General features: G+C 55.3%; 14 protein-coding genes. 10 read left to right on the forward strand and 4 right to left on the reverse strand.

Features of this window, described 5'->3' with window-relative positions:
* Nucleotides 1-48: 48 nt before the first annotated feature.
* A complete protein-coding gene (locus tag M987_RS17020; protein ID WP_014070345.1) occupies nucleotides 49-558 on the reverse strand; it encodes an RrF2 family transcriptional regulator in 510 nt (169 codons plus the stop codon).
* Nucleotides 559-758: 200 nt separating this feature from the next.
* Between M987_RS17020 and M987_RS17025 the strand changes: the two genes are divergently transcribed.
* The 7 genes from M987_RS17025 to M987_RS17055 all read left to right on the forward strand — a co-directional run bounded on the left by M987_RS17025 (nucleotide 759) and on the right by M987_RS17055 (nucleotide 9,216).
* Nucleotides 759-1,961 (forward strand): NAD(P)/FAD-dependent oxidoreductase, encoded by a 1,203-nt coding sequence (locus M987_RS17025; protein WP_014070346.1) that lies wholly within the window; start codon nucleotides 759-761, stop codon nucleotides 1,959-1,961.
* 140 nt (nucleotides 1,962-2,101) lie between these two features.
* Complete coding sequence (locus M987_RS17030; RefSeq protein WP_014070347.1) at nucleotides 2,102-3,721, forward strand: TIGR04028 family ABC transporter substrate-binding protein; 1,620 nt, start codon at nucleotides 2,102-2,104, stop codon at nucleotides 3,719-3,721.
* A gap of 10 nt (nucleotides 3,722-3,731) precedes the next feature.
* Nucleotides 3,732-4,676, forward strand: coding sequence for an ABC transporter permease (locus M987_RS17035; RefSeq protein ID WP_014070348.1), 945 nt, complete (start codon nucleotides 3,732-3,734; stop codon nucleotides 4,674-4,676).
* The gene (locus tag M987_RS17040; RefSeq protein ID WP_014070349.1) at nucleotides 4,673-5,524 is read left to right on the forward strand and encodes an ABC transporter permease; all 852 of its coding nucleotides are present in this window, start codon (nucleotides 4,673-4,675) and stop codon (nucleotides 5,522-5,524) included. Before M987_RS17035 ends, M987_RS17040 begins: the two co-directional genes overlap by 4 nt.
* Nucleotides 5,521-7,128 carry a dipeptide ABC transporter ATP-binding protein gene (locus M987_RS17045; RefSeq protein WP_014070350.1) on the forward strand — a complete coding sequence of 536 codons (1,608 nt, stop codon included), beginning with the start codon at nucleotides 5,521-5,523 and terminating at the stop codon, nucleotides 7,126-7,128. The genes M987_RS17040 and M987_RS17045 overlap by 4 nt, the downstream gene beginning before the upstream one ends.
* A complete protein-coding gene (locus M987_RS17050) occupies nucleotides 7,125-8,114 on the forward strand; it encodes a putative FMN-dependent luciferase-like monooxygenase (protein WP_014070351.1) in 990 nt (329 codons plus the stop codon). The genes M987_RS17045 and M987_RS17050 overlap by 4 nt, the downstream gene beginning before the upstream one ends.
* 10 nt (nucleotides 8,115-8,124) lie before the next feature.
* Nucleotides 8,125-9,216, forward strand: a complete 1,092-nt coding sequence (locus M987_RS17055; RefSeq protein ID WP_014070352.1) for an alkylhydroperoxidase domain protein — start codon at nucleotides 8,125-8,127, stop codon at nucleotides 9,214-9,216.
* 6 nt (nucleotides 9,217-9,222) lie between these two features.
* Here M987_RS17055 and araJ read toward each other — a convergent pair whose 3' ends face one another.
* On the reverse strand, nucleotides 9,223-10,398 hold the full coding sequence (gene araJ / locus M987_RS17060; RefSeq protein ID WP_014070353.1) for an MFS transporter AraJ: 1,176 nt from the start codon (nucleotides 10,396-10,398) through the stop codon (nucleotides 9,223-9,225).
* A gap of 164 nt (nucleotides 10,399-10,562) precedes the next feature.
* Between araJ and ppk2 the strand changes: the two genes are divergently transcribed.
* From ppk2 to M987_RS24075, 3 genes are all read left to right on the forward strand, one after another.
* Nucleotides 10,563-11,384, forward strand: a complete 822-nt coding sequence (ppk2, locus tag M987_RS17065; protein WP_041162070.1) for a polyphosphate kinase 2 — start codon at nucleotides 10,563-10,565, stop codon at nucleotides 11,382-11,384.
* Nucleotides 11,385-11,534: 150 nt separating this feature from the next.
* Nucleotides 11,535-11,723 carry a type II toxin-antitoxin system CcdA family antitoxin gene (locus M987_RS17070; protein ID WP_014070355.1) on the forward strand — a complete coding sequence of 63 codons (189 nt, stop codon included), beginning with the start codon at nucleotides 11,535-11,537 and terminating at the stop codon, nucleotides 11,721-11,723.
* Nucleotides 11,723-12,046, forward strand: coding sequence for a CcdB family protein (locus M987_RS24075; RefSeq protein WP_014070356.1), 324 nt, complete (start codon nucleotides 11,723-11,725; stop codon nucleotides 12,044-12,046). Before M987_RS17070 ends, M987_RS24075 begins: the two co-directional genes overlap by 1 nt.
* A 65-nt stretch (nucleotides 12,047-12,111) precedes the next feature.
* Here M987_RS24075 and fdnI read toward each other — a convergent pair whose 3' ends face one another.
* Both fdnI and fdxH read right to left on the reverse strand, forming a co-directional pair.
* On the reverse strand, nucleotides 12,112-12,768 hold the full coding sequence (fdnI, locus tag M987_RS17075) for a formate dehydrogenase-N subunit gamma (RefSeq protein ID WP_014070357.1): 657 nt from the start codon (nucleotides 12,766-12,768) through the stop codon (nucleotides 12,112-12,114).
* The gene (gene fdxH / locus M987_RS17080) at nucleotides 12,761-13,645 is read right to left on the reverse strand and encodes a formate dehydrogenase subunit beta (RefSeq protein ID WP_014070358.1); all 885 of its coding nucleotides are present in this window, start codon (nucleotides 13,643-13,645) and stop codon (nucleotides 12,761-12,763) included. The genes fdnI and fdxH overlap by 8 nt, the downstream gene beginning before the upstream one ends.

Consider the following 13,645-nt stretch of genomic DNA (forward strand, 5'->3'; position numbering starts at 1 on the left):
TTTTTGTGGGGATTCCTCAATGTTTGGGGAGAGGTTGGCGTGAAGGTGTCAGTTCGTACTGCGCCTGTCAGCAATCCACTCCTGCACTTCAATCTGAAACGTATCCGGCGCTTTACGGAACATCTTGCGGGCCAGATCGAGGATCGTGTGGCGCGAAAGTTCCTCTTCCATTCTCTGCTGCGCGCTGTCCATCACTGAACGTACACCACATGGCCCATCACACACCCAGGCGGGCGGGGTTTCGTCGAAAACAGCAAGACGTTGGCGCACTTCCCGGCACTCAAACATGTTCTTTTCACCGTCGATGGCGTGCGCCACATCCAGCACCGTGATCAGTTCCGCCGGGCGAGCCAGTTTGAATCCGCCGCCCTTACCTTCGGTGCTGATCACCAGCCCTGCGCGGGACAACCGGGTGAAAATTTTGCCCAGATAATCGTATGGCACACCCTGTAAGGCTGCCATCTCTCTGACGCTCATCTCACGTTCGTTGCCTTTTGCATCCACCATACACATCAGGCTGTGAATGCCATATTCCACACCGGAACTGTAAAAAGCCATGGTTAACTCCGAAGTCAATAATCCTGGTCATTATAGCGATGTTCCTCGAAGGAAAAACACCTCTCCCCACCCTTTTGCTTTAACAAGCTGATTTCAGGCAACTTTTAATTTTAACTCAGAAAGAAGTTGTCGCAGTTAACTGCGACAAGTATAGTTGCAGTTATGTCAGACATACAGCCTGACGATCAAAAGGATCGAATATGAAGAAGCAAATTTTAATTGTGGGCAGTGGTTTTTCCGGTATGTGGGCAGCGGTAAGTGCCGCTCGCCTGGCCGACCTGGAAAAAGGTCATGACCTGAAGATCACCGTACTAGCACCCGTCCCTGAGCTGCGCGTTCGTCCGCGCTTTTATGAAGAAAAGGTGTCCACGCTGGTTGCACCGCTGAACGATTTGTTTGCAGAGCTTGGTATTGCGTTTATCGCCGGTAGCGCAGAACGCATTGATGCTAAAGAAAAAACTGTTTTCTATCGTGACGCGAACGGCGCTACATCGTCTGCCGCCTACGATAAACTGGTTCTGGCCACAGGCAGCCAGACCCGACGCCCTGCGATTGCCGGGCTTGCCGACTATGCATTTGATATCGACCAGTTAGAGTCTGCCCAGGTGTTCGAAAAACACCTCGACTCCCTGGTGGCTCGCCCGTCAACAGCGGCACGTAACACCGTTGTCGTGTGTGGCGGCGGGTTTACCGGTATTGAACTGGCAACCGAACTCCCTGCCCGTCTTCGTGCGCGTTTCGGAGAAGATACAGAGACTAAAGTTATCGTAGTTGAGCGCGGTGCGGTTATCGGTGGTCGCTACAGCGAAGCGCTGCGCAATACCATTGAAGAGGCGAGCAAATCGCTGGGTGTGGAATGGCGTCTGAACAGTGAAATCGAAGCCATTGATGCTGACGGCGTTACCCTGAAAAATGGCGAGCGCATCCCGTCTTCAACCGTGGTCTGGACCGCCGGTGTAGAAGCCAGCCCGCTTAACAAGCAGATTGAAGGCGAGCGTGATAATCAGGGGCGTCTGATTGTTGAAGAGAGCCTGCAAGTGCCCGCTCACCCGGACATTTACGCCGCCGGCGATATGGCGCACGCCAAAACCGACGATGTGGGCAACACGGCGCTGATGACCTGCCAGCACGCGATCCAGCTGGGTAAATTTGCCGGGCACAACGCTGCGGCCAGTCTGTTAAACATCGAGCCGTACCCTTATCGCCAGGTGAATTATGTCACCTGCCTCGATTTAGGTGCCTGGGGCGCGGTGTATACCGAAGGCTGGGAACAGGAGGTAAAGTCTGTTCGTGAAGAGGCGAAGAAGATCAAAATCGCCATCACTAACGAACTTATCTACCCACCTGCCGCAGATAAAACCGTGGCTTTTGCTGCTGCCGACCCGCTGGCTAAATTTGTGTAGTACGCTTTCAACGCCCCACTAATGGGGCGTTTTCATTTTCAGTTTCCGGCAAACCTTATCTCAATTCCTTTGTTCCCTTGTTTTCCCCCGCGCCCGATGATGAATCCGACGCTAACAAGAAGATAACAAAGGAATTCACCATGCAAACCCCATTTCGCCTGCCGCTGCTGACAGCGCTGATTCTGGCTACCACGGCGGCTTACGCGGCGGATACGCCAGTTAAAGGCGGCACGCTTATCTATCTGGAACAACAGGCGCATACCAACCTTTATCCGCCCGCCGGTGGCTTTTACCCTAACGGCGGCATTCTGAATCAGATAACCGACAAACTGACCTGGCAGAACCCGCAGACGCTGGCGGTTGAACCCTGGGTGGCGGAAAGCTGGAGCACAAACGCCGATAAAACCGAATACACCTTTAAGATCCGCCCGGGGATCACGTTCTCTGACGGCACACCGCTTGACGCTAACGCCGTGGCGAAAAACTTCGACACCTATGGCCTGGGGAATAAGGCGCAGCGCCTGCCGGTTTCTGAGGTGATCAATAACTACGATCACAGCGAAGTGGTCGACCCGCTCACCGTGAAGTTCTTCTTTAAAAAGTCGTCGCCGGGATTCTTACAGGGTACGGCCACCATCGGCTCGGGCCTGGTGTCGCTCAGTACGCTGAAGCGTAATTTCGAAGAGTTGGGTGATGCCCGCCATATTATTGGTTCCGGGCCGTTTGTGGTGAAAGACGAAAAGCTGGGGCGCGAAGTGACGCTCGAGGCACGTAAAGACTATCAGTGGGGGCCAAAAACCCTGGCCCAGCAAGGCCCGGCCAACCTCGACGGTATTAAGTTTATTGTCACCCAGGAAGACAGCGTTCGCATTGGCGCCCTGCTGGCAGGCCAGGCAGATTTGATTCGCCAGGTGCAGGCGTATGACGAAAAACAGGCCACGGATCAGGGTTATCACATCTACGCCGCCCCGACACGCGGAGTGAACGACAGTATCAGTTTCCGCCCGGATAACCCACTGGTTGCCGATGTTCGGGTCCGTCAGGCATTGCTCCATGCCACAAACGCGAAGCAGGTCGTGGACACCCTCTTCTCACCCAATTACCCGCAGGCAAAATCCGTTATTGCCGGTTCCGCCGCGGGCTTTGTAGATCTGAGCGACAAACTGACCTTCGATGCGGCCAAAGCCAACGCATTACTCGATGATGCCGGCTGGAAAGCGGGCAGCGACGGGATCCGCACCAAAGACGGGCAACGCCTGGCGCTGACCATTTATGAATCTCTGCCGCAGCCACAAAATAAAGAGGTATTACAGCTGGTCGCCCAGCAGTGGCGTCAGGTTGGCGTGGCGCTGAGTGTCAAAGCCGGTGATGCCGGAAGCCGCACGCTGGATAACCTCGACCCGTTAAAAACACCTCTGACGGTTTCTGAAGTGGGCCGCGCCGATCCGGACGTGGTGAAAAGCATGTTCTACCCCGCTAACCGCGATGCACTGCTGCAAAAAGGCGGTTCCAGTGACAAGGCTAAAAGTTTCCGCGACGACAAGCTGAACGAGCTGCTGGTGAATATTTCCGCAGAAGTGGACCCGCAAAAACGCCTTCAGTTGACAGGGGATGCACAGCGCTACCTGCTAGACAACGCCTACGTGATCCCCATCTTCGAAGAGCCGCAGGTCTTTGCCGGTGCGCCCTGGCTCAAAGGGGTGAATTTTGAAGCCGTTGGCCGCCCGTCGTTCTACGGTGCGTGGATTGAGAAACATTAAGGAGTCGGACATGAGCCACGCACTGCTTCGACGTTCAGGCCACGGACTGCTGGTGTTATGGGCCGCCTTTACCCTTTCGTTCGTGCTGCTTCAGGTGCTGCCGGGTGATGCGGTGCTGATCAAATTTCAGAACCCTGATCTTGGTTTAAGCCCGGCGCAAATTCAGGAGATGCGCGTGGCTTACGGGGCTGACAGCCCGCTGTGGCAGCAGTATGGCCATACGCTGTTTGCCATGTTACGCGGGGATTTCGGCTACTCGCTTCAGGCGGGTGTCCCGGTCAGCGAGCTGATTACCAGCAATCTACCGGATACCCTGAGTCTGGCGCTTCCGGCGTTTGCGCTGGCGGTGGTACTGGCTTTCGCACTGGCTTTTGCTTCGCGCCTGCCGGGTTTGCGCTGGCTCAGCAATACCATTCAGTCTTTGCCGGTGCTGTTTATCTCGCTGCCGACATTCTGGCTGGGTATCGCCTTAATTCAGCTCTTTTCGTTCCAGTTGAAATGGATCCCGGTCATTAACCCAACGCCGCTGCAAGGCCTGATCCTGCCGATCGTGACCGTCGCCATTCCGATTTCCGCCCCGCTGGCACAGATTTTCATGCGCAGCCTGGACCAGGTTGCATCCCAGCCGTTTGTCGCCGTAGCGCGTGCTAAAGGGCTGAGTGAGACCGCCGTTCTGTGGCGTCACGTCACGGGTAACGCCCTGCTGCCGGTGCTGAACATTGCCGGTTTGCTGCTGGGCGAACTGATTGCCGGGGCGCTTATCACTGAAACCGTCTTCGGGCGCAGCGGCCTGGGCCAGCTGACCCAGCAGGCGGTGAATAACCAGGATATCGCCGTGCTCCAGGCGATAGTGATGATTTCGGCCCTGGGGTTTGTCCTGATTAACCTGTTGGTGGATCTGCTGATGCCGCTGTTCGACCCTCGCCTGCAAACCGTCACCGGAGGTGCCCAATGAGTCTTGTTGATTACGCTGCGGCCGCGCGAAAACGCGTGCCCCGGTTGCCCGGTATTCCGTGGCAGCCGGGATTATGGCTGGCCTGGGCCGTGATTGTGCTTGCCGCGTTTTCTGCCTTCGCGCCGGGTCTGCTCACCCACTACAGTCCAATTGAAGGCATCGCGGGAGCGCAACGTCTGGCGCCGCAGGCGGGCCACTGGCTCGGTACCGACCAGCTTGGCCGGGATGTGTATACGCGCATTATTTACGGCGCATCACACTCCCTGAGCGCTGCACTGGCTGCGGTAAGCATGGGATTAGTGGTGGGTACAGGGCTTGGTGTTATTGCCGGTGCTTTTGCCGGGCGCGTTGAGTCCTTGCTGATGCGTTTTGTCGATGTGCTGCTGTCTATTCCGTCCCTGCTGCTCTCTCTGACAGTCATTATTTTGCTCGGTTTTGGCACTGTAAACGCCGCCATTGCCGTCGGGGTAGCCTCTATCGCCAGCTTCGCCCGGCTGGCTCGCGGTGAAGTGGTCCGTATTCGCCATACCGATTATGTCGAAGCAGCATTTGGCAGCGGCGGCACATTTCTGGCCGTGCTGTGGCGACACATTCTTCCCAATTCGCTCACTGCTGTGCTGGCGTTTGCCACCTTGCAGTTTGGCCAGGCCATTCTGGCGCTCTCTACGCTGAGTTTTCTCGGCTACGGCACGCCGCCGCCCGTCCCTGAATGGGGATTACTGATCGCTGAGGGACGTAACTATCTCTCCACCGCCTGGTGGTTAACCACCTTCCCGGGCATTGTCGTCATCGCAGTGGTGCTTGCCACCAACCGTATCAGCCAGCAGTTCAGCGGAGGCCGTGTATGACCGTTCTCAGCGTAGAAAACCTCAGCCTCAGCTACCGCACCGGACGCCAGTGGCGTGAAGTGGTCCATAACGTCAGCTTTACGTTAAAACGGGGCGAAATGCTGGCGTTTGTCGGCGAATCTGGATCGGGCAAAACCACCACGGCACAAGCGATTATTGGCCTGCTGGCAGACAACGCCCGCCGCGATGGCGGTAGCATTCTGCTGAATGGTGAAGAGATCAGCCACTGGTCTGCTAAACGGCTCGATACCCTGCGCGGCACGCGGATTAGCCTTGTCCCGCAAGACCCCGGTAACTCACTGAATCCGGTTCAGACCATCGGCGCGCAGGTGGGCGAAATTATTCAGATCCATCAGAAAATCACCGCCGCCCAGCGGGATGAACAGGTGTTGGCCCTGTTAACCAGAGTGGGCTTAAGCCACCCGCAACAACGCATGAAGCAGTACCCGCATCAGCTCTCCGGGGGAATGAAGCAACGCGTTCTGATTGCCATCGCTATTGCCCTGAGCCCGGACGTGATCATCGCCGATGAACCGACCAGCGCGCTGGACGTCACGGTGCAAAAGCGCATTCTCGATTTACTGGATGTGCTGCGTCGCGAGTCCGGTACGGCGATGCTGTTTGTCACCCACGACCTGGCCCTTGCCGCACAGCGCGCCGACAGACTGCTGGTGTTCCGCCACGGAGAGGTGCAGGAACACGGCGCCACAGCAGATATCGTGCGTGCTCCGCAACACGCCTACACTCGGCAGTTGCTAAGCGATCTCCAGGGACAACGACTGACCATTGCCCCGGTGTCAGGCTTACCGCTGGCGTCACCGGCCATTCGCGCGCAGGGGATCAGCAAACAATTCTCGCTGGGTAAAGGTCATCAGCTTCAGGCCCTGGATCAGGTAAGTTTCGACGTGACGCGCGGCAGCACGCACGCCCTGGTGGGTGAGTCGGGCTCCGGGAAAACCACCCTCGCACGCATTTTACTGGGATTCGAGCAGGCCGACAGCGGCCGCGTAGTAATTGACGATATCGACGCCACCACCTTAAGTAATGAGGCGCGCCGCCAGCTGCGACAGAAAATCCAGTTTGTATACCAGAACCCATTTGCGTCACTGGATCCGCGACAAACCCTTTTTGAGGTAATCGAAGAACCCCTGAAAAACTTTGCCCGTCTCAGTAAAACGGAACGTAAAACGCGCGTCGAGAGTGTTGCCCGGCGTGTCGCGTTACCCGCAGAGCTCCTGAGCAGAACGGCACGCGAACTGTCCGGCGGGCAGCGTCAGCGTGTGGCTATTGCACGGGCGCTGATCCTTGAACCGACCATCCTGGTACTGGATGAAGCCACTTCGGCGCTGGATGTCACGGTACAGGCGCAAATCCTGGCCCTGCTCCAGCAGTTACAGCAACAGCTGGGGTTGACCTATCTCTTTATCACTCACGATCTGGCGACCGTTCGCCGCATAGCGCACAGCGTGACGGTGCTGCGTAGCGGGCAGGTTGTAGAACATGGCGCAGTAGAAGCGTTGTTTGCCGCACCGCAGAACAGCTACACCCGTGAACTGATTGACGCCATTCCCCATTTTTCACCCGTTACGGAGGAGTTCGCATGACGCGAAAACGCCTGGGATTTTTCACCCGACTGCTGGATGAGGCCACGGCAAAAGAACGTTACCGCCTGGCAACAGAACAAATCCAGCACGCAGAGCGCCACGGTTTCGACAGTGCCTGGATTGCGCAACACCACTTTCATGAGCACGAAGGCGGGCTGCCCTCTCCGCTGTTATTTCTGGCGCATGTAGCGGCGCATACGCGCAACATTCGTCTGGGAACCGCCATCATCACGTTACCGATGGAAAACCCGCTGCGCGTGGCGGAAGACGCCGCCGTGCTGGATCTGCTGGCAAATGGCCGCCTGGAAGTGGGCTTTGGCTCGGGCGGCACGCCGACCTCATTCCTGCCGTTTGGCCTGACGTTTGAGGCACGTTCCGCCGTATTTGCTGAACATCTGCATGTTATCCAGAGCGCCTGGGGCGGGGATTCGCTCACCCATCCCGACAATCATCTTTACCCACCCGCACCACAGCTTAACCAGCGGGTATGGATTGCGACGTTTTCAGTTGAGGGGGCAATACGCGCGGCACAAGCCGGGCACGGGCTGATGCTTTCACGCACGCAACCCCGCCCGGCAGACAGGCTGGATTTGACACTGGATGAAATCCAGAACCCAATCGTTGATGCCTATCTGAATGCCCTGCCCGCGGGCGTCGCGCCACGTATTCTGGCCTCGCGAACGGCGTTCGTCGCCGACAGCGATGACTATGCGTTAACGGTGGCAACCCCCGGGCTGACAAAACAGGCTCAGCAGCATCGCGCGGCCGGACATCAGGTAACCGGCGATAGCGTAAAGGATTATCGCCGCCAGTTTGACGCACATATTGGCGCGCCTGAAACCGTACTCGCCTCGCTGCAAGCCGATTCCGTCCTGGCGCGCGCGACAGATATTTCATTCCAGGTGCATTCGGTAGAACCCTCGCATCCGGATACCCTGCGTTCGATTGAGTTGATTGCAGCACATATTGCCCCCCACATTCTTTGAGGAGTCACAGATGGCATTTAGTCAGGATATTCTCGCCGAACTGGCGGAGATCGCCCCCGGTTCCGCTCTGGCGCAGGCCCGCGCTACGCGTGATGCCGCAACGCGTCATGCCCAGGGGAGCTACGAAACCTTATTCAGCCAGCAGGACACGGCATTTCCGCTGGATGAACGCTTTGCCGTGGCGGCAAAAGTCGCAAAATGGCATAACGCAGACGCGCTGGCGGCGCACTACGCCGGGTTTGGGCTGGCTGATCCGACCTCTGCACGTCTGACTCCGGCCCTGAATTTCGCCCGTTTGCTGACCTTTTCTCCGGTAGAAGCCACCCCGTCGGCCCTGAAAACACTGACTCAGGCAGGCTGGAGCAAAGAAGGCATTGTGACGCTGGCGCAGCTTATCGCGTTTGTCAGTTTCCAGAGTCGGCTTATTACCGGGCTGCGTTTGCTGAACGATAAACCGGTTACCGCCAGTGATACACCGGTTGTGGCGGGCATCTGGCACACAACAAACACCACCGCAACGGGCAAAGCCGCGCCAGTGGTCTTCACCCAGGCAGAACTCGGCTGGGAGCCGTGGATAGCAGCAAAACCGCTGGCCGATTTTGCCGACGATGAGGTTGCTATCCTCGCGAAATTTGGCCACACCGACTCTGACTATTTCCGCCTGCTGGGGCGCAACCTGCCGGTACTGGAACAACGCACGCTGACGGATAAAGGGATTTTTTATACGCCCGGCGGCCTCCCCCGCGCCGAACGCGAGCTTGCAGCAACGGTCACCAGCAAGGTCAACGGCTGCATTTACTGCGCATCTGTCCATGCGCGTAAAGCCAGTCAGTTATCGAAGGATGATAATGCCGTTGAAGCGCTGCTGGCCATCCGACCAGGGCAGTCGCTGAGTGAAGGGCAGTCTGCGCGCTGGCAGGCGGAAATTGAATTTGCGGCGGCGCTGTCCGTCACACCACCAGCAGTGACGCCACATCATCTCGCGGCACTGGAAAAACAGTCGCTGGATACGCTGGAACAACTCGACTTGATTCAGTCTGCCGCCTTCTTCGCCTGGGCCAACCGGTTGATGTTGACCCTGGGCGAACCCTGGTTGTCCTGAGGGGTATCAGGCTAGCGCGCGTGCGTTAGCCTGGCTTCGTTTGGCTTTCAGGTAGCCATACATCAGCAGTGACGTCATGGCAGAAAACGAAAGAATGGCCGCTGGCAAGGTAACGTAACTCCAGCTAAAGCCTAGCGTTATCATCATCCCGCCGAAATAGGCGCCAATCGCACTGCCAAGATTAAACGCCACCTGACCACCCGCTGCGCCCAGCAGTTCCCCACCTTTCGCGTTTTGCAGCAGCAGTATTTGCAGCGGCGCAGAGAGCGCAAACAGCCCGGCGCAGCAAATAAAGCCCATAACCAGAGAGGCGGTCTGGTGCTCGCCGAACGTAAAGAGCAGCAACAACGAGGCGACAATCACCATATCGGTCGTGGCAGCGATGCGCAGCGGGCTGTAGCGCCCGGATAATTTACCGCTCAGCATATTACCCAACACCATGCCCAGCCCCATCAGCATCATGATCACCGTCATCAGCCCTTCGGAAAAACCGGAGACGTTGACCATAAACGGCTTCACAAAGCTGAACCAGGCAAACACCCCGGCGTTGCCAAACATGGTGGCGGCAAAAATAAGCCAGGGTTCCGGCTTCTTCAGGAAATGAAACTGCTCGCTGAGCCGGGTTTCCGTTTTATCGTAGATCTTAGGCACCCAGAAAATCACGGACAGGATCACCAGCGCATCGAACACGGCAATCAGCAAGAAGGTGTAGCGCCAGTTGTATTCATGCCCAAGCCACGTACCGAGCGGGACACCCACCAGATTGGCGACTGTCATCCCGGCAATCATGCCTGCGACCGCGAGCGTCACCTTACCCGGAGGAGCAATTTTCGACAGGATAATGGCTCCCACACCAAAAATGGCCCCGTGCGGAAAACCGGAAATCAGGCGCCCTATCGCCAGCCCGGTATAGGAGGTCGAAAAGGTAAAGATGGCATTCCCGACCGCGCACATCGCCACTAAAAACAGCAGCGTCGATTTCAGCGAGAACTTACCGGAAAACAGCGCCACAATCGGCGCACCAATCACGACGCCGAAGGCATAAAACGAAATCATATTGCCGGCGGAGGGGATCGAAATCCCCGTATCGTTCGCCAGCTCGGTTAACACACCCATAATGCCAAATTCAGCCATGCCGAGGCCAAACGTGCCAAGTGCTAACGAAAAAATAGTCTTTTTCATACCGCAACCACTTGTTAAAAATTTGCGACAACTATTATTAAATAATCTTGTATGGTGAGCCAGTTCAAAACGGCTTGCTGACAGGTTAATCCATTAATTCAGGTCGTTTACACTTCAAAGTACGGCCCTTTATTCCGCGACCGGACAATAAGAGGATGACAATGATGGTCAGTAAAAAAAAGAAAGCCAGTGTCGTTGTTGATGTCGTTAAAGATGCACCTCTCAAAACCAAAGAGTATGAAAAAGAGCTGCGCCGTCTCCACGTTGAGCTGGTTAAACTTCAGCAATGGGTCGTCAGTAAAGGTTTGAAAGTGTGTATTGTCTTTGAAGGTCGTGACGGAGCCGGTAAAGGCGGGACGATTAAAGCGATCACCGAGCGCGTCAGCCCGCGCGTGTTCAGGGTGGTTGCTTTACCGGCCCCGACCGAGAAAGAAAAAAGTCAGCTCTATTTCCAGCGTTATGTGTCCCATCTGCCTGCGGCGGGAGAAATCGTTATCTTCGATCGCAGTTGGTACAACCGGGCAGGCGTTGAACGGGTGATGGGCTTTTGCACCCCGGAACAGGTTGAAAAGTTCCTGGATGGCACGCCGGTGATGGAAAAAGCGATGGTGGATGCCGGGATCATCCTGCTGAAATACTGGCTGGAAGTGACGCCAAAAGAGCAGGAGCGCCGTCTACGCGATCGTATTAACGATGGGCGCAAAACCTGGAAGTTATCCCCGATGGATATTAAATCCTTCAATATGTGGGATGATTATACCGTTGCACGCGATGCCATGTTTGCCGCCACCGACACCGCCTGGGCCCCCTGGTTTGTCGCCCGTTCCGAAGATAAGAAACGTGTTCGACTGAATATTATTTCTCACCTTCTGACCCAAATCCCGTATAAAGAGTTGCACGTTGACCCCGTTGAATTGCCGAAGCGTAAAATCGGTAAAGTCAAACCGACAAAATACCCCTTCAGGTATATAGAAGAACGCTTCTGATATTCTCCAGCCTCTTTGTTGAATGCAAAGAGGCTATTTCATTCACCGTTGTCTGGAATGGTGCTCGCAATAATAATATTACCAGGGGAAACAGTATTGTTTTTTGGCGGCAGAGGTTGATAATGAGCGCACCCACACAGGAGGTGAAAGATGAAATCGAATCGTACTCCCGTACCTGACGTTCAGAAGCGCCAGCAGAGCGTCAGGCTACCTATGCCCTCAACCGCCGAAGTACGAGAGCAGCAGAAACAACGCGATAAATCGTTCATAATTGCCATGAATGCATTCACGGAAAAAGCAGGTTTACTGTCTGACGATCCTTATTTCGGAGGGATTTAATGTGTTATCAGTTTGATGTTTACCGAAATCCATCAGGCAGAACGAGCAAATATCAGCCTTATTTTATGATAATACAGCATGATTATTACGATGATTTATCAACAAGGCTTATTCTTCCTCTTGGTTATCGCAATAATCTAAGCGGGCATTACAATGCACTAACACCATTAATTAATATTGATTTCCAGACGTTATTCTTGAATACATCAGGGATAACATATGTGGAGAAAAAGAAGCAAAATAATAAAAATTATGTATGTAACCTTCGGAGCGCAAGAAGCAGTGTCATTTCTGCAATTGATGCCCTGATTACCAACACCTGATGGCATATCCCGGTTAACCTGTCAGAGTGATAAACGCCGCCGACCCACGCCGACGGCGCTAACGCTTACTTCATCCCTTCCGTACTCTCTTTCTTCGCGTCCAGGCGTTCAACATCCCGGTACCAGCGCGGATGATGCTTTTGCGCCCAGCGACGACTGACCTTGCCTTCAATCATCCCTTTAATCGACCCTTTCACCCAGAATGCCATATACATATGGATCAGGATGGCGTGGATCAGGATGATGGCCGAGGTTGCATGGATCAGCAGCGCATAGCGAACGGCCTGAATCGGGAAGTAGTGCGCAAAATACGGACGCCAGATGATTACTCCGGTCACCAGCAGCACAAAAATCATGCTCATGATGGTCCAGAACATCATTTTCTGCCCGGCGTTGTATTTCCCCACTCTCGCGACTTTATGCTCGTTACCTTTCAGGACTTCAACAATCCCCTTCACCCACGGAATATCTTGCTTATCCGGGATGTTGTGGTGCACAAAGCGCACGAACATAAACATCAGCACGATGAAAATCAGTACTCCAAAGAACGGGTGCAAAATACGCCCCATCTGCGGCGTGCCGAAGGTTTCAGTCAGCCACTGTAGCGTTGGGAAGAAGAACGAAATCCCCGATACCGCCACCAGGAAGAAGCAGATCACCACCGTCCAGTGACAGGCGCGGTCAATAAACTTCGTGCGCACAATCATCTTCGACTTACTCATGATGCTCCTCCTCGTCGTCATCCACCTCTTTGTTCGGCCCAATGCCGATGTAGTGATAAATCAACCCGGCAAAGGTGGCGATAAAGCCTGCCGCCGAGAGCGGTTTAAGCGCCCCTTTCCACAGGTTGATCGAGGTATCGATCGCCGGATCTTTCGGCAGATTGTGGTACAACTCCGGCTGGTCGTTATGGTGCAGCACGTACATGACGTGCGTACCGCCCACGCCCTGCGGGTTATAAATACCCGCATTTTCGTAACCGCGCGCTTTTAGCTTGTCCACGCGCTGTTGCGCCACTTCGAGCATCTCTTTCTTGGTGCCGAAGTGGATGGCACCCGTAGGACAGGTTTTCACGCAGGCAGGCTCCTGCCCGACGCTGACGCGATCCACACACAGTGTGCATTTGTAAACCCGGTTATCCTCTTTGTTGAGACGCGGAATATTAAACGGACAGCCCGCAATGCAGTAACCGCAGCCGATACAGTTGTCCTGCTGAAAATCGACGATACCGTTGGCGTACTGAATGATTGCTCCGGCAGACGGACATGCCTTGAGGCAGCCCGGATCTTCACAGTGCATACAGCCGTCTTTACGGATTAGCCACTCCAGCTTGCCGTTCTGGTCGGTTTCGCTAAAGCGCATTACCGTCCAGGATTTGGCGCTCAGATCGGCGGGATTATCGTAGACCCCAACGCAGTGCCCCACTTCATCGCGGATATCGTTCCATTCTGAACAGGCCACCTGGCAAGCTTTACAGCCCACGCAGGAAGAGACATCGATAAGCTTTGCGACTTCTGCCTTGTAATCCCGCGCGCGCGGCGCGGGAGTCATGGAGTTAGTCGCGGAGCGTTTAATAATGTCTTGTGTTTCCATCGCCAT

Origin of the sequence: Enterobacter soli ATCC BAA-2102 (assembly GCF_001654845.1) — a bacterium.
Classification (GTDB): Bacteria; Pseudomonadota; Gammaproteobacteria; order Enterobacterales; family Enterobacteriaceae; genus Enterobacter; species Enterobacter soli.